Annotated in this window: 17 protein-coding genes; 12 read left to right on the top strand and 5 right to left on the bottom strand. The window is 46.6% G+C overall.

The genetic code is table 11. The annotated features are described in order from the left end of the window. Positions 1-2: 2 nt before the first annotated feature. Positions 3-1,544 (bottom strand): sodium:solute symporter, encoded by a 1,542-nt coding sequence (locus tag NL626_RS16620; protein ID WP_182038112.1) that lies wholly within the window; start codon positions 1,542-1,544, stop codon positions 3-5. A gap of 339 nt (positions 1,545-1,883) precedes the next feature. Here NL626_RS16620 and NL626_RS16615 point away from each other — a divergent pair, with 339 nt between their 5' ends. From NL626_RS16615 to NL626_RS16605, 3 genes are all read left to right on the top strand, one after another. Continuing rightward, the gene (locus NL626_RS16615) at positions 1,884-3,179 is read left to right on the top strand and encodes an MFS transporter (RefSeq protein ID WP_017634479.1); all 1,296 of its coding nucleotides are present in this window, start codon (positions 1,884-1,886) and stop codon (positions 3,177-3,179) included. Positions 3,180-3,280: 101 nt separating this feature from the next. After that, complete coding sequence (locus tag NL626_RS16610; protein WP_005374772.1) at positions 3,281-4,297, top strand: nuclear transport factor 2 family protein; 1,017 nt, start codon at positions 3,281-3,283, stop codon at positions 4,295-4,297. Positions 4,298-4,474: 177 nt separating this feature from the next. Then, on the top strand, positions 4,475-5,560 hold the full coding sequence (locus NL626_RS16605) for a porin (protein WP_253657583.1): 1,086 nt from the start codon (positions 4,475-4,477) through the stop codon (positions 5,558-5,560). A 69-nt stretch (positions 5,561-5,629) separates the two neighbouring features. Here NL626_RS16605 and NL626_RS16600 read toward each other — a convergent pair whose 3' ends face one another. The 4 genes from NL626_RS16600 to hisD all read right to left on the bottom strand — a co-directional run bounded on the left by NL626_RS16600 (position 5,630) and on the right by hisD (position 9,479). After that, positions 5,630-6,343, bottom strand: a complete 714-nt coding sequence (locus NL626_RS16600) for an alpha/beta fold hydrolase (protein WP_138939483.1) — start codon at positions 6,341-6,343, stop codon at positions 5,630-5,632. A gap of 1 nt (position 6,344) precedes the next feature. Continuing rightward, positions 6,345-7,349 carry a cupin gene (locus NL626_RS16595; RefSeq protein ID WP_005374765.1) on the bottom strand — a complete coding sequence of 335 codons (1,005 nt, stop codon included), beginning with the start codon at positions 7,347-7,349 and terminating at the stop codon, positions 6,345-6,347. A 101-nt stretch (positions 7,350-7,450) separates the two neighbouring features. Then, complete coding sequence (locus tag NL626_RS16590; RefSeq protein ID WP_025768659.1) at positions 7,451-8,185, bottom strand: SDR family NAD(P)-dependent oxidoreductase; 735 nt, start codon at positions 8,183-8,185, stop codon at positions 7,451-7,453. Position 8,186: 1 nt separating this feature from the next. Beyond that, a complete protein-coding gene (gene hisD, locus NL626_RS16585) occupies positions 8,187-9,479 on the bottom strand; it encodes a histidinol dehydrogenase (RefSeq protein WP_005374756.1) in 1,293 nt (430 codons plus the stop codon). A 289-nt stretch (positions 9,480-9,768) separates the two neighbouring features. On the opposite strand from hisD, the gene NL626_RS16580 reads away from it, so the two are divergent. The 9 genes from NL626_RS16580 (at position 9,769) to NL626_RS16540 (ending at position 20,282) form a co-directional block, all read left to right on the top strand. Next, positions 9,769-10,518 carry an HpcH/HpaI aldolase/citrate lyase family protein gene (locus NL626_RS16580; RefSeq protein WP_253657549.1) on the top strand — a complete coding sequence of 250 codons (750 nt, stop codon included), beginning with the start codon at positions 9,769-9,771 and terminating at the stop codon, positions 10,516-10,518. Between the two features lie 150 nt (positions 10,519-10,668). Continuing rightward, positions 10,669-11,625 carry a LacI family DNA-binding transcriptional regulator gene (locus NL626_RS16575; RefSeq protein WP_005383428.1) on the top strand — a complete coding sequence of 319 codons (957 nt, stop codon included), beginning with the start codon at positions 10,669-10,671 and terminating at the stop codon, positions 11,623-11,625. 267 nt (positions 11,626-11,892) lie between these two features. Further along, a complete protein-coding gene (locus NL626_RS16570) occupies positions 11,893-12,888 on the top strand; it encodes a TRAP transporter substrate-binding protein (protein ID WP_253657548.1) in 996 nt (331 codons plus the stop codon). Positions 12,889-12,946: 58 nt separating this feature from the next. Beyond that, entirely contained in the window at positions 12,947-13,510 is a 564-nt protein-coding gene (locus tag NL626_RS16565) for a TRAP transporter small permease (RefSeq protein WP_025768663.1), read from the top strand. Beyond that, positions 13,507-14,787, top strand: coding sequence for a TRAP transporter large permease (locus tag NL626_RS16560; protein WP_047102426.1), 1,281 nt, complete (start codon positions 13,507-13,509; stop codon positions 14,785-14,787). Before NL626_RS16565 ends, NL626_RS16560 begins: the two co-directional genes overlap by 4 nt. 524 nt (positions 14,788-15,311) lie before the next feature. Then, positions 15,312-16,286 (top strand): ester cyclase, encoded by a 975-nt coding sequence (locus NL626_RS16555; RefSeq protein ID WP_154204066.1) that lies wholly within the window; start codon positions 15,312-15,314, stop codon positions 16,284-16,286. 49 nt (positions 16,287-16,335) lie between these two features. Further along, positions 16,336-17,331, top strand: a complete 996-nt coding sequence (locus tag NL626_RS16550) for an ester cyclase (protein WP_137282975.1) — start codon at positions 16,336-16,338, stop codon at positions 17,329-17,331. Then, positions 17,324-19,057 (top strand): sodium/solute symporter, encoded by a 1,734-nt coding sequence (locus tag NL626_RS16545; protein WP_005374733.1) that lies wholly within the window; start codon positions 17,324-17,326, stop codon positions 19,055-19,057. Before NL626_RS16550 ends, NL626_RS16545 begins: the two co-directional genes overlap by 8 nt. A 217-nt stretch (positions 19,058-19,274) precedes the next feature. Next, a complete protein-coding gene (locus NL626_RS16540; RefSeq protein WP_005374731.1) occupies positions 19,275-20,282 on the top strand; it encodes a LacI family DNA-binding transcriptional regulator in 1,008 nt (335 codons plus the stop codon). The last annotated feature ends 142 nt before the right edge of the window (positions 20,283-20,424 follow it).

The raw sequence follows: 20,424 nt of genomic DNA, 5'->3' as shown, positions 1-20,424 counted from the left end.
TATTACGACAATGCAGCATAAAGCCAATCAGGGAGAACCATACAAGCGGCGATGGTCGCCACAGCGAACACCAATAGCCCGTAATGGCTTGCGGTTGGCTTTGCAAAAAGATGTTTTTGATTATTGATAAAGACTTGTTGCTCGGCAGTCACAGCGCCCCAACGACGGCTCACTAACACACCAAACAAAAGGAAGACGAACGTGCCAATTGGCGCGAACCACGGCCAAGCCACGTCGAGATACATCGCAGTAAACACCGCAATCACACTCATGATACTCCCAACGATCACGCCTTTCTCATTGGCTTTCGCCCAGAATAAACCAAGCACGAATGAACCCAAACGGATACCAACAAAGATAGAAGTCAGACTAGCGATGGTTTTGAGTACGGATTCATTCGATACCGCCAGAAGAGCTGGCACTACCACCGTAGCCGCCGCAAGCAAACTCATCTTTCTTGCGACTTTTTCGTAGTGCTCATCATCGGCACTTTTGCGAACGAAACGCTTGTAGATATCGAACGTTGCGACGGTCGCCATCGAGTTGTAGGTCGAATCCAAGGTCGACATTGCGGCCGCCGCCAATGCGGAAATGATCAAACCAACGACGATTGGGTTAGTGTGGTTGAAGACGAAATCCAAAATCACTTCGTTGCTGTTTTCAAACGATTGATCTTGATAGAAAACACTCAGAAGGACACCGAGTACCGCGAAGAACAAGTACACGAAAAACGCACCGTAACCACACAACAGCATCGACTTCTGCGCCGTCTTTTCACATCTCGTCGCTAACGTGCGTTGGATGATCAATTGGTTGGTGCCGTACACACTCAAATGCAAAAAGCTCACGGCAACCACGCCTGCCCAGAGTGTGGTATCTACGCCTAAATCGAAGTCTAAGTTGATGATATTCAGGTGATCACGAGAAAGGTAATCTGCCGCATTAATCTCTGTCATTAGAATGGCAAAGATAGCGATGCTGCCTGCCACCAATACTGCAGATTGCAACATATCGGTCCAGATAACCGTGGAAATCCCGCCCGCATAGGTATAGCAAGCGGTGAAAATACTAATGTAGATAATGGCTTCAGAAATACTGATAGGCAGAACTTGCACTAAGATCAGCGCCACGGCATACAAAATCACACCCGCAGAGATACATTGAACCACAATGAACACAATCGAGTTGATGGTTCTTGCATACACCCCAAAGCGGTGCTCAAGGTATTCATAAATCGAAGTCAGACCCAGCTTATAGAAGACAGGCACAAAGAAAATGACGGTGAAAAAGATAACGATGGGATAGTTAAGGTGAATACTCATCGCTTCCATGCCAGAGCTATAAACCCAACCAGGCATCCCTACAAACGTCATCGCACTAATGTAAGTCGCAAGTATCGAAACACCCGCCGTAAACCAACCAAATTGCTTTCCACCCGTGGAAAAGTCGCCACCATTGCTGTAGCGCTTATTCACTAAATAGCTGATTAGTATGGTAATTGCTACATATAACGCAATCACCACAAAACTTGAGTACGTAACCATTTCAGGGTTTCCATAATTCTGGGTGCTAATTATTTGTGCTTGGATATTACTTTAAAAAAGCATATCTAAACGATAATCCCGCCATAACTGTGACTACAATCACCAATATAGACGGTTATATATTCAAAAATGCCAAAAAGACCGATTTAATGAGACTCCCATCACTAAAAACCACTAATTGGGTACGCATTCATTTTAAAATTGATATTGATCACGGATCTAATGACCTTAAAAAAACTATGATTCACCACGACACGAAATCGAAGATGATCACAATAAGATCGTGTTCTTTAAGTTTGAATAGCAACAAATCCTAAGTGAAATAGAGGTTTATCGGTCATGAATGCCAAAAGACACATGAGCGAAGTTCCTATGATTCAAAGGGTAGCTGCCTATCTAGCGATACTGGTTGGTTACTTTTTCTATTGTTATAACTTTGTAATTATTGACTACGTACGCCCATACATCGTTGAAGCGTATGATGGTATTAGCCTGTCAGACACTGCCCAGTTCTATACATGGCAGTCGGTTGGTGCACTCATCGGTGCATTGAGCTGTGCTTGGTTCGCAACAAAATTTGGTAAGAAATCCACTCTTATTACCATCACAGCCCTAAACGGTGGCGCAACGATCATCAATATGATGTTCACCGACTACACAACATGGGCAGCAATGCGTTTCATCATTGGTTTATCACTGGGTGGTTACTTCACCGTGGCAGTAAGCTTGATGATCGGCCTATTTACGCCAACGGTACGTGGTAAGTTGACGGCATTCGCGTCTTCTATGTTCTCTGTAGCACTGATGGTAATGGGTGCGTATGCGGCATTTATTGCAAGCATTGATGCACCATGGGAAAGCCTAATGCTTGTTGGTGGTATCCCACCATTGGCAGCCGCTGTTGTCATGATCTTTGTACTACCTAGCGACAGCAAAGTGATCGCTTACGGTGAAGAAGAGCAAGCAAAAGCAGAAGAATCAAATGCACCAGCGAAAAAAGGCTCTTGGGGAGAAATGCTAAGCAAGCCCTACCGTAAGATCACACTAACCTGTCTATTACTGGCTGGCCTTAACTTCTATGGTTTCCAATTCTTTGGTGGCTTCGTAACCACTTACCTACGTGATGTACGTATGTTCGACGGTGCAACTATCGGTCTCATCTTCTCTATCTCAGCATTTGGTTCACTGTTTGGTGCGTGGTTCTGGGGTTGGGTAGCTGACAAATTCGGTCGTAAGGTGAACGCATTTGGCTTCATCCTAGCGGGCATCATGGTTTCAATATTCTTTGTTGCACCTGGCGACATGGTGATTGGCGGCCTAAACATGCTGGCTCTACTTGGTCTGATTTACAACTTCGGCCTGTCTTCTTCAGCGGTATGGGGTGGTTACTTCTCAGAACTGTTCCCAGCACACCTACGTAGCTACGGCGCGGCGCTATTCCACGGCGGTCGTATCCTCGGTATGTGGGCACCAATGGTACTTATCTTCATCCAAGAACGTACCGACCTACAAACCGCAATGTGGGGTTCACCAATCGTATGGATCCTTGCTGGTCTTCTATGGCTATCACTGCCAGAGACACTAAAAGGCGGCGTGTTCGATAAGAGCAAAAAAGCCGAAGCAGCAAAAGCGTAACTGAATTTCAAAAACTCCGGCTGGCTCCCCGGCCGGATGAAAAAACTTAATTTCGAGTCCTGTTCCCAAAGCCGACTCGACAGCAAATAAGAGAGTTTATTATGTCTAAATATCAAGAAGCAAAACGCGTTGTACGTGAATACTTCAGCGCAATGGAAAACGCAACTCACGAGAACGTGGCAGAAGTACTAAAAGCACACACTTCAGAAGATTACCTATGGCGTGGTGTTTACCCATTCCGTGAGCAACAAGGCGCTCAAGCAGCGGCTGACGTTTTCTGGGCTCCTTTGATGAAATCAATGACTCGCATGCAGCGTCGTCAAGACATCTTCATCGGTGGTGAGAACGAAGTCACATCAGGTGAAATCTGGGTAATGAGCATGGGTCACTTCATGGGTCTATTCGACGCTGAATACCTAGGCATGCGCCCAACTGGCAAAATCATGAACATCCGTTACGCAGAATTTAACTGTGTTGAAAACGGCAAGATCACTAAGACTGGCCTATTCCTAGACCTTCTAGGTGCAATGGACCAAGCGGGTTGTTACCCACTACCACCATCAACAGGTAAGCACTTCGTATACCCTGGTCCTCGTAACCACGATGGTCTACTGTTCGAAGACGCAGCACCAGAAGAAGGCGTAGCAACACTAGCACTAGTGAACAAGATGGTTGATGACCTATCTGCACTAAACGACAGCGGCGCTATGGGTTGCCCACCAGAAGTTCTTGAGAAGAGCTGGTCTAAAGACATGATCTGGTACGGTCCATGTGGTATCGGTGCGTCTTATACAATCCCTCGTTACCAACAGCAGCACCAATTGCCGTTCCGTAACAACCTAAAAGACAAGAAGTTTAACGGCCACGTATGTCGTTTCGCAGAAGGTAACTTCTCTTGTTTCTTCGGCTGGCCAAACCTATCTAACACGCCTATCGGTGGTTTCCTAGGTATGACAGGTGGTGAAGTACGTGCAGACATGCAAGTGGTTGACGTTTACTACCGTGACGGCGACAAGCTATCTGAGAACTGGGTACTGATCGACCTTCCTTACTGGCTAAAACAGCAAGGTCTAGACGTGTTCGAGCGTACTCAACAGATCCTAAACCCTTCTCTATAAGAAGTCCTAGGGGCGGATTGTCAACCCGCCTTTATGTTGCCTGAATCCCCTCTCGGTTCAGGCGACATGCTCCCAACTCGTGCCTCAAGGATGGGGCACAACCTCAAGATAGAACCCTTATTCAAAACGGGCATGAACGCACGGTGGCTTTCTGCGCCCTGAATAATGAGATTGATGATGAAAAAGTCGACCCTTTCTGCAGTGATTTTAACAGCGCTTACTTCTAGCTCAGCCTTTGCTGCACACACTTTTGTTAATGACGCTGGCGACAGCCTAACCATCGATGGCCGTTTCGATCTTCGCTACCAAGACCGTGGCGGTGATGACAACGGCGAATGGAACAGCGGCAGCTCACGTTTCGGTTTGAAAGGCCAAATGGGTCTGGATAACGGCTGGACTGGTTTCGGTCACGCGGAATGGGGCTACAACTCTGGCGCGAACGGCGACAACATTTACGACCGCTTGCTATACGCAGGTGTTGATCACGAAAAATACGGCAAGGTTGCTGCGGGTACTAAACAGTGGTCTACCTTCTACGACGTAGCATGGTACACCGATTTAGGTCGTGTATTCGGTACTCGTGGCTCAGGTGTTTACAACCTAGCTGACTGGGGTATCGCATCCGGTGCTGGTCGTGCGGAAAACTCAATTACGTACCGTAATTCAATTAATGAAAAAGTGAGCTACGGCTTTACTTACCAGACCACGCGTGAAGGTGTTGCTCTAGCAAGCAATGCGACAGCCTCACTGAAAAACGGCATGGGTGCTTCGATCACTTACAAACCCGTTGATGGCGTAACACTGGGTGCGGCTTACCATCAAAATGAAGTTGCGGATCTAGACGCAAGCGTGGTTGGCGTAGAAAACGGCGACAACATGCGCATCATGCTATTGGGCGCAAACTACAGCAACGGTGGCTTCTACGCAGGTGCGACTTTCCACGTTGGCGAAAACTGGGAAGCAGTGAGCCAAGGCGGTACGGACGTAATGTTCGATACCCTAGGTGGCGAAATCTACACTTACTACCACTTCGATAACGGCCTACGCCCAACGTTGAACTACAACTACATGGAAGATCGCGGTGACGAGACACAAGGCTACGAGCGTAACTTGCTGATTCCTGGTCTTGAATACCACTTCCAGAAGAACAAATTCCTAGTTTGGACTGAATACCAGTTCGACCTAGGTAAAGATCAGTACGATGGCAGCAAATTCGAAAACCGTGATGATCAATTCGCGGCAGGTATTCGCTACTACTTCTGATAATACTCATCGCTCACCACCTATACCCAAGTAACCTTAAGGTGGTGAGTGATGAAGTTCTTATCAACACTAAGCAAAGTTATCTTGAAGCCAAGTAGTCATCACTTCACTAATAATTAAAGGCTGCTCAAGCGTAGATAGATGCCCACACTCAGGGATAACATGAAGCGTGACGTTTGGGATGCATCTCTCCATGAGCAGATGATTGTCTAGCGGACAAAGCTTATCTTCTTTACCTGTTATCACCAACGTAGGAGCTTGAATGTCCGCCAATAAAGGTCGAGCATCCGGGCGAGTTGCTAACGCTTTAGCATGTGCTTCAAATGCCTCCAAACCTACATTGACCGCCATGCCTTCTATACGCTCAGTTAACGCTTTGTCTTGCAAACGGCTTGGATGAATCAGCACAGGCATCAGAGTGTCAGGCGTAATGCGTTCAAACTCACCACTTAACGCACGGCTAACCAGTGCATCACGCTTTTGTGTCACCTCTGGCTTTTCATCTGCTGCATTGGTATCCATGAGGATCAAGCCTTTGACTCTGTTTGGCGCTTGACGGTACACCTCAAAGGCAAGAATCCCACCCATTGATAAGCCACCCAAGACAAACTCCTGCGGTGCGTCTTGCAACACTTTCTGCGCCAGCTGTTCCATTGACGGCAATGAGGCCAGCGTCGGGCATGAAGGCTCAACCCAACTTGGCAACGCTCGGTTGACTTCCTCAAACAATGTGCCATCACAAAGTAGTCCGGGTAGCCAAACTAACGAGGTGGGTTGCGTCATTTTATTCTCCTGCCAGCGGCTTTGGTTGATCAGACCCAAGAATGCAATACGTCAAACTATTACCACGCAAGTTCGTCAGTGAATAAGACGCACCTTCTGGAACATTCAGCACATCACCGCGCGTTAAAACAACACTCGCTTGTTCGCCTTGATGCGTGAGGACCACTTCAGTATCGCCATCAAAGTTGATAAGCACTTGTTTTTCTTCTCGGCAGTGTTGAGGAATCGAGCCACCTTCAGAAAGCTCATAAGCCATGATGCTCACTTCATCTTCACTCTTTACTTGGAAGTCATAACTCGCCAAAGGATGACCCGTTAAGGCGTATTGTTTCACGTTGCTTCCGCCGAAATCGCCTTTGATTTCACGATAATCTTTTTGCAGAGCGACAAATGGCATCATCTCTTCTGCGGTGTAGGTATCGAAGGTCGCGAGCTCTTCTTCGGTAAGCAGCGGCATCAATTCTGATTCTTGTGGCACCGGGTCGCCATTAATGGTGTCCACGAGTGTGCCATCGGCTTTGAGGTATAAACCATAACCTTGACTGTCTTTAATAACGTTTGGATGCCAAATAACGCCGCCACCTGAATCGTCGCCGCCAAGTACCGAGAACATAAAGCCGTAATCGCGGCCAACCACTTCAAATCCACGGAAGAGATTGGTTGGAATCGAGATGACGTCACCGTGAGACAACACCGCCTCATGCTCTCCATCGTTCCCCCAATAAAAACGGAACTGACCTTTGAACACCAAGAAAAGCTCAGCGGTGCGATGAGAATGTAACGAATTTTTGATGCCCGGCGGTTGGCCTGCGGCACCAATATTAAAGCCCGCCGTATCGCGAATATGAACATGCTGACGACTGCTCTCTGCCACCCCTGCACCGATAATACAAAAGTTATCTTTGAGATCACTGCCTGGCGTGCGCGCATCAATAAACGCACTCGTACCCGGAATCAGTTCCATGTAGCGGACCAGGTTATTATTCATTTTAGATTGTAGAGTCATTGTAAATCCTTGTTGTCCTTGTTTGGACCTAGCCTTTGAATTGTTAGTTACAAACCTAAAGTTAGTTACAGACCGAAAGTTAGTTACAGACCGAAAGTGTGTTACAGACCTAAAGGTCGCCCACCATCAACCGCGATGGTATTGCCTGTCGAGAAGGTCAGAAGATCTGCCGCGGCGTACACGGCTTGAGCGACTTCTTCATCATTGGCTAAACGCTTAAGCGGTGTGGATTGTTCTTGTTGATTACGCCATGCGTCATCCAAGCCTTTGACAAACTCAGTGTCGACAAGCCCTGGAGCAACAGCCAAAACGCGAACCTCGGGAGACAGAGCGCGAGCTAAAGAACGGGTCATGTTCTCCGCGGCAGATTTACTTGCACAGTAAGCAATGTTGCTCCCCATCGCAGTCTGTGCCGCGATAGAGGTAATGTTCACCACACAACCATTGGCTTGCTTAAGCCAAGGCTCAAACGCTCGAACCATGGCAAAAGGCGCACGAACATTCACTTGGAATATTTGGTCAAACAGCTGGTCATCTAAGCTTTGCAAATCAGAGTGCGCGACGAATTTCGTCATCCCCGCACAGTTGACCAACAGATCCAGCTTGTCGCTTATTTCACTGACTTGATGTTTAAGCTGTTCAATCGCACTAGAATCTGCCACGTTCAGTTTGAATGCTAGATGCTCGTTACGTGGCAGCGAAGAAAGCACATCCTCGGCCGCTTTCTGATTACTGTTGTAAGTCAGAATTACGCGATATCCCGATTCAGCTAGCTTGCGACAAATGGCGGCACCCAGTCCGCCACTGCCGCCTGTGACTAAGGCAAGTTTCGACATATTACGCCTCTTCCACTTTGCCTTTGTAACGGCGCACACGAATATCCGCTTGCTCTTTGTGGCCAGCAAAACCTTCGAGTGCACACAAGCGAGAGCAGTACTCACCGACTTTTAGCGACGCAGCTTCCGTTACACGCTGGTAAGTACAGGTCTTGATAAATTTACCTACCCAAAGACCACCGGTGTATCGCGCCGCTTTCTTCGTTGGCAGTGTATGGTTGGTACCAATACATTTATCGCCGTAAGAAACGTTGGTTTCACGACCTAGGAACAAGGCACCGTAGTTGGTCATGTTATCTAGGAAGTATTTAGGATCTTCCGTCATCACTTGCACGTGTTCAGAAGCGATATCGTCTGCCACTTCCACCATTTCTTCGTAGCTATCACACACAATCACTTGTCCGTAATCTGCCCACGCTTTACCCGCAACTTCAGCCGTTGGGAGAATGGTTAACTGACGTTCGATCTCTTTGATGGTTTCTTGCGCAAATGTTTCGCTATTGGTCAACAATACAGCGGGAGAGTTGTAACCATGCTCAGCCTGACCAAGCAAGTCTGCCGCTGCCAATTCCGGGTCACAGCCTTTCTCATCGGCAATGACTAGGGTTTCCGTTGGGCCTGCAAACAAATCGATACCGACGCGACCAAACAACTGACGTTTTGCCTCTGCTACAAATGCGTTACCCGGCCCTACAATCATATCGACCGGTGCAATAGTCTCCGTCCCCAGAGCCATTGCACCTACCGCCTGAACACCACCGAAGCAATAGATTTCATCCGCACCCGCCATTGCCATCGCAGCGACAATCGCCACATTCGGCTGGCCATTAAACGGTGGCGCACAAGCAATAACACGTTTTACGCCCGCGACTTTCGCCGTCAGTACACTCATGTGAGCGGATGCAACCAATGGGTATTTACCGCCAGGGATGTAACAACCCACGCTGTTGACTGGAATATTTTTATGCCCCAGTACCACACCAGGCATGGTTTCTACTTCGACGTCTTTCATTGAGTCACGCTGAATTTGAGCAAAGTTTCGAACTTGTTGCTGAGCGAACTCGATATCATGACGAGTCGATTCATCAAGCGCATCCACACAGGCTTGGATTTGCTCTTCTGACAGGCGGAATTGCTCCGGCGACCAGTTATCAAACTTTTCAGACAACTCACGTACAGCGCTATCACCTTTCGATTCAATATCAGCAAGAATGTTTTCAACAATCTGACGCACTTTTGCGTCGTTTGATGCTGATGCTTCTTCAGTGATTCCGTTTTTTAAAATGCGTGCCATTGGGTTTCTCCTTGAACATTGAGGCTGACGAACGGTTATTTTTATGCTTTTGGATACGAATGCAAAATCAGATTAAACACTTAATTAACATTTGACAAGTTAAGTCAACAAACCAAAAAAACCACCCTTAAGCCTTTGTATTGATTAATTTAAAAAAATAAAAGTAAGTAATAAGGACCTTGATTGAGTTTAATTTTTAATCAAAAATGAGTTTTAGATCACATCATTTTTACTCATCATTTACATTTCACCGTGTTAGTTTTTGCATACCTTTGCAAAGGAGAGAATTATGAGCAATTTTAAGCAACGTCTGACTAAAGAAACGCTATTAGGTACATTTGTTAAAACCCCTCATCCTCACATTATCGAGGTATTGGCACTGGCAGAGTTGCCTTTTGTGGTACTGGATGTAGAGCACGCACCTTTCGATCGTTCCTCGCTTGATCTGTGCATCATGGCGGCCAGAGCGAATGACCTCGCGTGCGTGGTACGAGTACAAGACAGCGCTCCTTCAACTATTTTGAACGCGCTTGACTGTGGCGCGGCGGGTGTACAAATTCCCCATGTTTGTACTGCTGAGCAAGCGACGCAACTGGCGAAACTCTGCCATTACGGAGAAGGTGGCCGAGGGTATGCTGGTTCCAGTCGAGCAGCGCAATACGCCACTAAGCCCATGGTTGAACACTTAAAAGACAGCCGTGCGAATACGATTGTCATTGCACAAATTGAAGACCCTCAAGGGGTCGAAAATGTTGAAGCGATTGCCAATGTTGAAGGTATTGATGCGCTCTTCATTGGCCAAGTTGATCTCACTGTAGCTTATGGTGCTGATAGCGTTCATGATGAGAAAGTCGCACAAGCAAGTATGCGAGTAATCGAAGCGGCCAGAGCCGCCAATAAACCTGTTGGCATGTTTGTCTCGACGGCTCAACAAGCTCGGGAATGGCGTGAACTCGGCGTTAGCTTCTTTTGTGTTGGCTCTGAACACAAAATGATCATTGATGGCTTCAAACAAGAGAGAAATGTGATGAATTCTTGAGTTTTCTCTGATATTTACGCCTTATCAATGTAATGCTCTAGACACAGAAATCCCCTAGCCCATACACTCAGCACGTATGAGAAGGTTCAATGGCCTTAAATAAGGAGTATCACCATTAAAGCGAAAGTAACTTCGATCGACGTCGCGAAGATGCTCGGCGTCTCTCAATCGACGGTATCTAGAGCATTCAGCCCGACTGCGAGTATTAGCGAAAAGAAACGCAAAATGGTGATGGATGCCGCAGCTAAGCTCGGATACACACCGAATGCCATCGCCCGAGGTCTGATTTCGAATCGTTCAGGCTTAGTGGCGATTGCGTTAGATAGCGAATCAAACCCAATGTACGACATGCAATCTCGTGCTTTGGCTGTCGAAATTCAAAAGCGTGGCGGACAAGTTGTGCTTTGCCCTATCGACAAGGACGACCTCGATCTCGCCATTTCACGCGCCATTGAATACCAAGTGGACGGACTCGTTATCGCCACCAGCCGTTTAACCTCACGCGCGTTTGCCCAATGCGAAAAGTTTGGCGTTCACTTAAGCTTGATCAACCGCTACGCCGAAGGCATTAATGCCAACAGCTCTGGTATTGATAACCGCTTGGCGGGCCAACAAGCTGCGGAGTATTTAGCGCATAAAGGCGCAAAACAGTGTGCTTATATCAGTGGCGATGCTGGCTCCATGACCAGTGAAGAGCGTTGGCTGGGTTTCTCTTCAAAGTTGCAAGAACTCGGCTCCCCGTCACCAACGTTTATCCAAGCCAAGTACAGCTTTGAAGCAGGCTTAGAAGCGGCGAAAGCGATCTTGTCGCACACTAGCAAACCCGATGCAATTTTTTGTGCAAACGACATCCTCGCCATGGGTGTGATGGATGGCTTGCGACAAGCCGGAGCAAAGATCCCCCAAGACTTCTCTGTGATGGGTGTAGATAACATTCCGATGTCTGCATGGCCGAGCTATGATTTGACCACCATTGCTCAACCAGTCGACAAAATTGTTAAACGAGCGGTTGAAGACTTGATGAATCGAATCAACGGCAACCTGGATGCAACTGGCGAATACCTTTTCGAGCAAGGCACCTTGATCGAACGTAGTAGCACCATTTAATAAATCCATTTTTATTCATTCTTCATAAACCAAATGCCTTGCTTTCGAGTAAGGCATTTTCTGTGATCACGATTAAGTTTTCACCAATCGTTATTTAATTCCTCATCAATTCATCAATCTTGTTATTGACTTGTTACTTTAATGTTTTATTTTGGATTCGTATGCAAAATGGATATGAATTGCTCAACTAATTTATAAAAACATAAAAAGTTGTGTGACTTGCCGACGAATGCCCATGGCAGGTCATACCAGAAACAAGGAAGAACGATGAAGAAAGTAATCCTTACTTCACTTACCGCACTGGGGCTTGCATTTAGCAGCATGAATACGTTTGCAAACAGTGTTATTCGTCTTGCTCATGACAGTCAAGAAACCTCTCCCGTACACAAAGCAATGCTCTATTTCGAACAAGAAGTGGAAGCTCGCTCAAACGGTGAGATAGAAGTTGAAATCTATCCGGCAAGACAACTAGGCGATGTGCGTGAGACGACTGAACTCGTACAGCAAGGCAACTTACAAATGACGTTTGGTGCGTCAGTTTTACTCTCTCCCTACGTCCCAGAGTTTAACGTGCTCGACGTGTTCTACCTTTTTGATAGCGAAGAGCAAGCACACAAAGCGCTCGACAGTGAGAAGATCGGACAACCATTGTTGAATGCTATGGAATCAAAAGGCTTTCATGGACTTGGCTTTATGGAGGTCGGCTTTCGTAGCGTGACCAACAACAAACAGCCAATTGATAGTATTGAGGACCTGAAAGGGCTAAAGATTCGCTCGGCATCTAACCCCACTCAAATAAGCGCGTGGAAATCTATTGGTACTGCACCAACACCTCTGTCTTGGGGAGAAATTTTCACCTCGTTACAACAAGGCCTGATTAACGCTCAAGAAAGTGCTATCTACTCTATTTATGCCGAACGTTTTTACGAGGCACAAAAGTATCTCTCTTTAACTAACCATATATACACCAACTACGTGTTGTTCATGAACAAATCGTTTTGGGATTCACTGCCGGCCGCACAACAAGCGCTGATCAGTGAAGTAAGCAAAGAAACCATCGCAAAACAGCGTGAGCTCGCCGCTAAGCAAAACCAAGAAGTAATCAAAGAGCTCGAAGCAAAAGGCATGACGGTTAACATCGTCCCAGACGAGGTACGCAGCATCATGAAAGAAAAAATGAATGCAGCCGTGTACCAAGATCTGCGTAGCAAGACAGGTGAAGACTTGTTTGACAACGTGATTGCCGAGATAGAACGCCTATAACTCCCACTCTTTTGCACGATCTGGCAACAGGTCGTGCTTTCTCGTTTTGGAGGTGAACATGAAGTGGTTTCGCTTACTAGACAAATACCTAGAACCTACCCTTATCGTTATCGCGATCTCGACGATGACAACTTTACTGTGCTTGCAAATCGCACTACGCCTATTTGACGCAACGATCGCGTGGGCTGAAGAGCTGGCACGTTATTTATTCGTATGGGCGATGTACCTGAGCATCAGCTATTGTATCCGAGATGATCGACACATCCGCATTCGTGTGTTCATCGATAAACTTCCGGGCAATTGGACGCAATTCAGTTTGATTGTTTCTGATCTTATCTACCTTGCCTTTAGTGCCACTGTCGCCTGGTTTGGATTTAAGGTTATAAACCGCAGCCTGCAACTCGGTCAGATTGCACCCGCAATGGAAATTCCTATTGCGTGTTTGTATGCCTCTGTTTTAGTTTGCGCACTATTAAGCTGCGCGCGCCTAGTGACAAGCATTTATCAACGTGTGAACGCGTGCTCCACCAGCAATGAACGAGTTCGCTTTTCTCGCCAACGCTATCGCCATATCAAAGCAAAGTATCGTACTTCTAACCGACTATTGGAGTTTAACGCATGACGTCTGCACTTTTGTTTGGCAGCTTTGGTCTGCTTCTGCTCATTGGCGTTCCGGTCGGTATTGCTCTGGCGGCAGCCAGTATGGTCGCGATATTAAGCCTGCCATTCCTTAACATCGAGTTTTTAGTCCAAGGAATGGTAACAGGGCTCGACTCTTTCCCTCTCCTCGCCGTCGTTCTATTTACCTTGGCAGGTAACCTTATGAGCCAAGGAGGGATCTCAAAACGATTATTACACGTGGCGGAGGTCTTCTTTGGCCACTTTACTGGTGGGCTTGGCATCGTCGCCATTGTGGCGTGCATGTTCTTCGCTTCCATCTCTGGTACGGGGTCTGCCACTGTTGCCGCTATCGGCCTGACGATGATTCCATCTATGGTGAAGAAAGGCTACGACCGCAGCTTTGCCGGTGCCTTGATAGCCTCTTCCGGCGGAATTGGGGTCATTATTCCACCCTCTGTGGTGATGATCGTCTACGCGATCACTGCTGAAGTCTCCGTCACTAAGATGTTCATGGCGGGAATCATTCCTGGCTTGGTCGTCGGTATGGTATTGATCGGCTACTGTCTAATTGTCTCAAAAATGCGGGGCTACACAGGTAACGAACGCAAAGCGACTTGGGCAGAGCGTCTTGCTGCGCTAAAAGAAGCCAGCTGGGCAATGCTACTCCCCGTGATCATTCTCGGCGGTATCTATTCTGGCATTTTCACGCCTACCGAATCAGCCGCCATTGGTGTGCTCTATGGCTTGTTCTTTGGCATGTTTGTTTATAAAGAGCTCAAACCAGCGCAAGTGGTGAAAATCATTCTAGAGTCGTCACTGTTAGTTGGCGCTGTGCTCGTCATTGTGGGTGCGTCCGTGACGTTTGGTCGTATATTGACCCTAGAACGTCTACCGACCGAGATTGCTCAGTTCATTCTATCGATTACCGAAAACAAACTTCTGATACTGCTTTGCATCAATGTTCTGTTGTTGCTTGTTGGTACCTTTATGGAAACGCTGGCGGCCATTGTTATTCTCACGCCAATTCTGTTACCCATTACGTCAGCACTCGGCATGGACCCCGTTCATTTTGGGATCGTGATGATCGTGAACTTGGCCATTGGCTTTGTTACGCCTCCTCTGGGTGCCAACCTGTTTATGGCAAGTCAGGTAGGCAAAGTACCGATAGAGTCGCTCTCTAAAGCCATTATGGGCTGGATTGGAGCAATGATAGTGGCCTTGATGTTGATTACCTTTATCCCTGCCATCTCGCTATCGTTGCCTGCGCTTTTATCCTGATCGTTGCACTCATAGAGCGCTTATGACTGTTATAGCCACTAGATAAACACCTTTCTAGTGGCTTATTCGTTATCTACTTCCGATTTAATAAAAAAGCCTTTAAGCATTCGTATGCAAAAGGAAAATTTGAAAGATATAAGGATAATTGACACCAAAATAGCTGAATATTAGCGATAAAGTCTATTTGGGTGCCTTGATCTGCATGATTATCAGTTTTGGCTTAATCATTTGTTTCCATTCAAACAGATCAAAATAAATTAAGCTATTAAAAAACAATAAGATATTAGGAAATTCATACAAAAAACTTTGACCTCCTTTCTTATTAACACGTCTCGATAAGAGATAGCTTCCATCTCACCTGTACTTTTTTAGTTTGTTTTCTGCTCAATTGTTAAAAACCTGATCATCAGCACGCTATTTAAACAATCAAAAAACAATCCATTGACAAAATGGCAACATGATATATTTTGAATACGTAATCAAAACATAATTCAAACATAATTATTCAATTACGGAGGTGATTTATGGCCATGGTTGGCTTCGATGAAAAGTGGCGTGATTTTCCCGACTACATTCTTGGTATCACAAAAGAGATTTGGGAAGACCGAGGTTTAAACACCTTAGAACACTACTACTCTCCCGACATTGTTGTGCGTACTCCACTCTCTATCGTTCAAGGAAACGAAGGGGTGATCAGTGCAACAATGGCGACACTGGCCGAGTTTCCCGATCGCACGCTATATGGCGAAGACGTCATTTGGTCAGGCACCCCGGAACAAGGCATGCTTTCTTCTCATCGAATCATCTCTACTGCAACACACAGTGGCAACGGCTTCTACGGGCAAGCCTCGAACCGCAAACTTCGTTTCCGTATCATCGCGGATTGCCACGCTATCAATAACCAAATCAATGACGAATGGTTGGTTCGCGATCAAGCCGATATCGCGAAACAACTGGGCATGACGTCAGAAGAGTTTGCACGCCAACAAATCGAATTTGAAGGTGGCGTGGAATCAAGCACATTTCCGTTCACACCTGAAATCGACATTCCTGGACCTTATTTGGGCGTAGGCAACGACAACGAATATGGTCAGCGATACGAAGCAATTCTCAGAAGCCTTATGAATGCCGAGTTCTCTATAGTACCGAAAGAGTACGACCGCGCTTGCATCGGCGAATACACTGGCGGTCAAACTGCCCTATCACACTCGGAAGTCGATCATTTTTGGATGGCACTTCGTGCGTCTTTCCCAAATGCTCAATTTACCGTTCACCATCGTATTGGCCGAGATGACGACATGATGTCACCACGCGCGGCAATTCGATGGTCTTTGCACGGTAAGCATGAGGGATACGGGATGTTTGGTAAGCCTTCAGGAAAAGAGGTTTACATCATGGGGATCAGCCACGCTGAGTTTGGCCCTTGGGGTCTTCGTCGCGAATTCACTTTGTTTGACGAGACCGCAATCTGGAAGCAAATCCTGCTTCAGCAAGGCTAACGGCTGACTAAACACTATTTATTAAAATCACAGACAGTAAGGAAGCAACATGTCACTCAACATCATCGAACAGTTCTACCAGAACTACTTCAAAGCCGCAGACATCGAGCAAAAACAGGCCGCTCTGCAAACTTTGAACCCTGACGTAAAATGGTGCGTGGCGCACCCTGTGAACGATCTTAATGGCCCAGATGCAACCCACGAATCTTTCCTCTCACCACTTGTTAATGCTTTGCCTGACGCCGAGCGCCGACCAATAATTGTTATGCACGGCGAATACGAAGGCCGCACTTGGTACAACTCTACCGGCTACTTTATCGGTACATTTGAACAACCACTGTTTGGCATCCCAGCAACAGGGAAAACACTCTACTTGCGTTACACCGAAATGGTGTGTGTGGAGAACGACCAAATCACCGAATCTTACATGATTCCAGACTTCATCGATGCGATGAATCAAGCAGGCTGCAACCCTCTTCGTAAAAGCTTAGGTCACGATGGCTTGGTTCCTTCTCCTGCAACTTCTAACGGTATTCAACAATCTGTTGTGTCTTTGGAAGAAAGTGAAAAGAGCGCCCAGCTGGTTGAAGATATGCTGTCTTGCTTGGGTCGTTTTGATGGCAAAGATCTTTTCTCGATGGATCTTGAAAACTACTGGCACAATGACTTCATGTGGTACGGCCCAGCAGGTATTGGCACGACGCGCGGTGTCAAAGGTTTCCGTAACCACCACCAAGCGCCATTTGTGTTTGCGTTCCCAGATCGAAGTGTCGATATTGAGGTCAATTTTTTGGCCAAAAATGACTACGTATCCACAGGTGGTTGGCCACATATGCATGGTACTCACACTGGTTACAGTGGCTGGCTCGGTCTTGCCCCAACCGGAAAACACATCGAACTTCGCGTTATGGACATTTGGCGACGCGAAGGCGATTTACTGAAGGAAAACTGGGTGGCGATCGACATCGTTCATATCCTGCTGCAACTTGGCTATGACGTGTTTGCACAAATGAAAGAACAGTTAGAAGGACCTAATTATGCATGAGTTTGGCGCACTTAACTGGAGCATCCTTGGGGGATACATCGCCCTCACGCTAGTACTGGGGGCGGTAATTGGAAAGCGAGTCACTTCAGCTAGCCAATTCGCCTTGGGTGATAAGAGCATCCCTTGGTGGGCGATCGGTATTTCTGTCGTTTGTACTTACGTGAGTGCCATGTCGTTCCTTGGCGGGCCAGCTTGGTCTTACAAAGAAGGCCTGTCGGTTATCGCGATTCACCTCAATTATCCGCTGGTGATCTTCTTCATCGTGGCTGTGTTTATGCCGTTTTTCTACAACAACGGTTTAACCTCTATCTACGAGTATCAAGAACGACGCTTCGGTAAGGCTTCACGACTGACTTTGTCGTTTATCTTCCTTATCAAACAAGCATTGAGCTCGGCAGCCGTACTCTACGCGACAGCAATGATTTTGGAGTTCATTACTGGTATCGACGTGATGTACTGCATCATGATCGTCACTGCAATCGCCCTTATCTACACCGTAATGGGCGGTATCGCGGCCGTCATTTGGACCGATGTGATTCAAGCAGTAATCTTATTTATTGGCGCATTCATCATCATTGAAGCTGTATGGAATGGCATGCCAGCCCCGATGACGGAGGTCATGGCAGAACTCAAAGCGAAAGGAATGACCGATGCCCTACAAACAAGTTTTGACCTAAGCCAAGTAACGACTGTATGGGCCGGCGTTATCGCAATGACGATGTTCCACACCACCGTGTATGGCGGTAACCAGATGATGGTACAACGTTGTATGGCCGCGAAAAACATGGGCGATGCGAAAAAGGCAATGTTGATGATGGGTTACGTGGCCTTCTTTATTTACTTTGTCTTTATCTTGCTTGGCGTCCTGTTCAACGCTTATTACGACGGTAAAGAGTTTGAAAACGGCAACACCATCATTCTTCATTATGCGAGTGAATATGGAATGCCAGGTTTGATGGGCATCATTGCCGCTGCGATTCTGGCGGCAAGTATGTCGAGTCTCGATTCCGCATTTAACTCAATGGCGACCGTTTCTGTGGCTGACTTTTACAAACGCTTCTACAAGCAAAACGAGTCGGAAGAGCATTACTTGAAGGTATCGCGTTTCTTCACGGTAGCGTGGGCGATTTTGGTCATCATTCCAGCGATCATGTTTGCCACCAGCACAGGCTCGGTACTGGAAGTGCTGAGTAAGGCAGGCTCTTACTTTGTCGGTGCGAGCTTCTGTATGTTCGTCCTTGGTTTCTACTCAAAACACATTACGGAAAAAGGCTTGTTAATTGGCGTTGCTGCTAGCTTCTTGGTGATTTGGTATGTAGCCGTTGCGACCGATATTGCGTGGCCTTGGTATTGCGTGATTGGAGTCCTTGTGAATGCCGTTGTCGCTTACATTGCTAGCCTTCTCCTGACGGGTAAACAAGATGAAATGCATCTTTACACAGTGAAAGGCCAGCAAGCGGAATATGCTCGTCTAAATAAACCAATCAAGGAAGATGGTTGGTATGTCGTTCCCGGCAAAATCGATGCTCCATGTTATGGCTTACTAGTGATGTTTGTATTCTCGATCGTGATGCTTTGGGGGATCAACGCGTTTACCGACAACGCTCCTATGCTGATTAACTTTATGCGTGGCTGCTCTATTCTTGTCGCTACCGCTTGCATCGGATACATGGGGTATTCACTCCTCTCCCCAAAACGTAAAGTTGCAGTCAAACAAGCAAATTAATGTTCTTTACGTAGATACTGTACGTCCAACAAACGGACAGTATCTACGCTCTAGATCTAGTGCTAGCTCAAAGCAAACCAAATGGGTTAACCCACATTTTGCTTTTTAACACTCCAAAGCCATTATTCTACTTAGGATACCCCGTCAGAACATTTATGAATACGTACCTATTTATGCTAGTCTTATGACCTCAATTACTGGCAACTAAGTTTTATTCATGAAATCAATTAAACACGTAGTCACATCAAAAGATGTGGCAAAGATGGCAGGCGTCTCTCAATCTACTGTATCGCGCGTGTTTGTTCCGGGTAGCTCAGTATCCGAAAAGACCAAGCAAAAAGTCTTTGAAGCGGCTAAAGCCCTTAACTACCGCCCTAACGCCTTTGCACGTAGCCTGACCACAAACGAATCGAAATTGATAGGTTTGGTGTTTCCTGATGCGGATTACCCTATCCATATGAAAACACTGCAATTAATTTCCAGTGAGTTACAGAAAAAAGGTTATTCTGCCGTATTGATTCCATGGCAAGTGGATGAAGAAGAGGGCCACTCAATCCCAAATATCTTCCAGTATCGCGTCGATGGTGTCATTGCTGCTTCCGCAACCTTCAATAAGTCCCTTTATGAAGAATGTGAAGAGTTTAATATCCCAATTGTTCAATACGCACGAGTTGTTGAAGGTACTAGGAGTAGCTACGTTATCAGTGACAACTACGAAGCAGGCCAACAAGCTGCGCAACTTCTGCACAAAAGTGGCGTGAAGAACGCGGTTTATTTGACGGGAGAAGTGCCAACCTTTACGAATGACGAACGTCAAAGCGGCTTCTGCTCTGAATTTGAAGACCTAACCGGCAAGACGCCACGCATCATTGAAGCCAGCTATGACTACGCGAGCTCACTTGATAAAGTCCGTGCCATACTGGCAGACAAAAATCGGCCTGAAGCGGTGTTCTGTGCAACCGATAACCTTGCGATGGCGGTCATGGATATCGCCCGTATAGAATGCGGGTTGAGCATTCCTCAGGACTTACAAGTCATTGGCTTTGATAATATTCCTCAGACAGAATGGTTAAGCTATCAATTAACCACATTCCGCCAGGATTTCCGTCGCCTCGCTCGCGAGTGCGTGAAGATCATTGTTGATCAAATTAATACGAAAAACGGCAGCCTAGTAAAAATGATGGTGCCAGTGAAGTTAATCGAGCGCCAGACAACAAAAGCTTAAATAGCTATAGCCAGCCATTCGGTTGGCTTTTTTATTTGCCTCTGACTCCCAAACGGCTCATTTAGTGTTGTAAGCATTAATGAACCCATGTATATTTATGAGCTATTACACTATATGAACCAAACAAAAAAAGGCTCATAAT

It is taken from the genome of Vibrio sp. Y58_MX_L22, from assembly GCF_024181865.1.
GTDB classification, from domain to species: Bacteria; Pseudomonadota; Gammaproteobacteria; order Enterobacterales; family Vibrionaceae; genus Vibrio; species Vibrio alginolyticus.
The sequence above is the reverse complement of the archived record's forward strand: the minus strand, read 5'-3'. Positions and strand labels throughout refer to the sequence as shown.

Coding starts and splice junctions, on each gene's coding strand:
- NL626_RS16620 (WP_182038112.1), bottom strand. CDS start 1,544: ATGGTTACGTACTCAAGTTTTGTGGTGATTGCGTTATATGTAGCAATT.
- NL626_RS16615 (WP_017634479.1), top strand. CDS start 1,884: ATGAATGCCAAAAGACACATGAGCGAAGTTCCTATGATTCAAAGGGTA.
- NL626_RS16610 (WP_005374772.1), top strand. CDS start 3,281: ATGTCTAAATATCAAGAAGCAAAACGCGTTGTACGTGAATACTTCAGC.
- NL626_RS16605 (WP_253657583.1), top strand. CDS start 4,475: ATGAAAAAGTCGACCCTTTCTGCAGTGATTTTAACAGCGCTTACTTCT.
- NL626_RS16600 (WP_138939483.1), bottom strand. CDS start 6,343: ATGACGCAACCCACCTCGTTAGTTTGGCTACCCGGACTACTTTGTGAT.
- NL626_RS16595 (WP_005374765.1), bottom strand. CDS start 7,349: ATGACTCTACAATCTAAAATGAATAATAACCTGGTCCGCTACATGGAA.
- NL626_RS16590 (WP_025768659.1), bottom strand. CDS start 8,185: ATGTCGAAACTTGCCTTAGTCACAGGCGGCAGTGGCGGACTGGGTGCC.
- hisD (WP_005374756.1), bottom strand. CDS start 9,479: ATGGCACGCATTTTAAAAAACGGAATCACTGAAGAAGCATCAGCATCA.
- NL626_RS16580 (WP_253657549.1), top strand. CDS start 9,769: ATGAGCAATTTTAAGCAACGTCTGACTAAAGAAACGCTATTAGGTACA.
- NL626_RS16575 (WP_005383428.1), top strand. CDS start 10,669: ATGCTCGGCGTCTCTCAATCGACGGTATCTAGAGCATTCAGCCCGACT.
- NL626_RS16570 (WP_253657548.1), top strand. CDS start 11,893: ATGAAGAAAGTAATCCTTACTTCACTTACCGCACTGGGGCTTGCATTT.
- NL626_RS16565 (WP_025768663.1), top strand. CDS start 12,947: ATGAAGTGGTTTCGCTTACTAGACAAATACCTAGAACCTACCCTTATC.
- NL626_RS16560 (WP_047102426.1), top strand. CDS start 13,507: ATGACGTCTGCACTTTTGTTTGGCAGCTTTGGTCTGCTTCTGCTCATT.
- NL626_RS16555 (WP_154204066.1), top strand. CDS start 15,312: ATGGCCATGGTTGGCTTCGATGAAAAGTGGCGTGATTTTCCCGACTAC.
- NL626_RS16550 (WP_137282975.1), top strand. CDS start 16,336: ATGTCACTCAACATCATCGAACAGTTCTACCAGAACTACTTCAAAGCC.
- NL626_RS16545 (WP_005374733.1), top strand. CDS start 17,324: ATGCATGAGTTTGGCGCACTTAACTGGAGCATCCTTGGGGGATACATC.
- NL626_RS16540 (WP_005374731.1), top strand. CDS start 19,275: ATGAAATCAATTAAACACGTAGTCACATCAAAAGATGTGGCAAAGATG.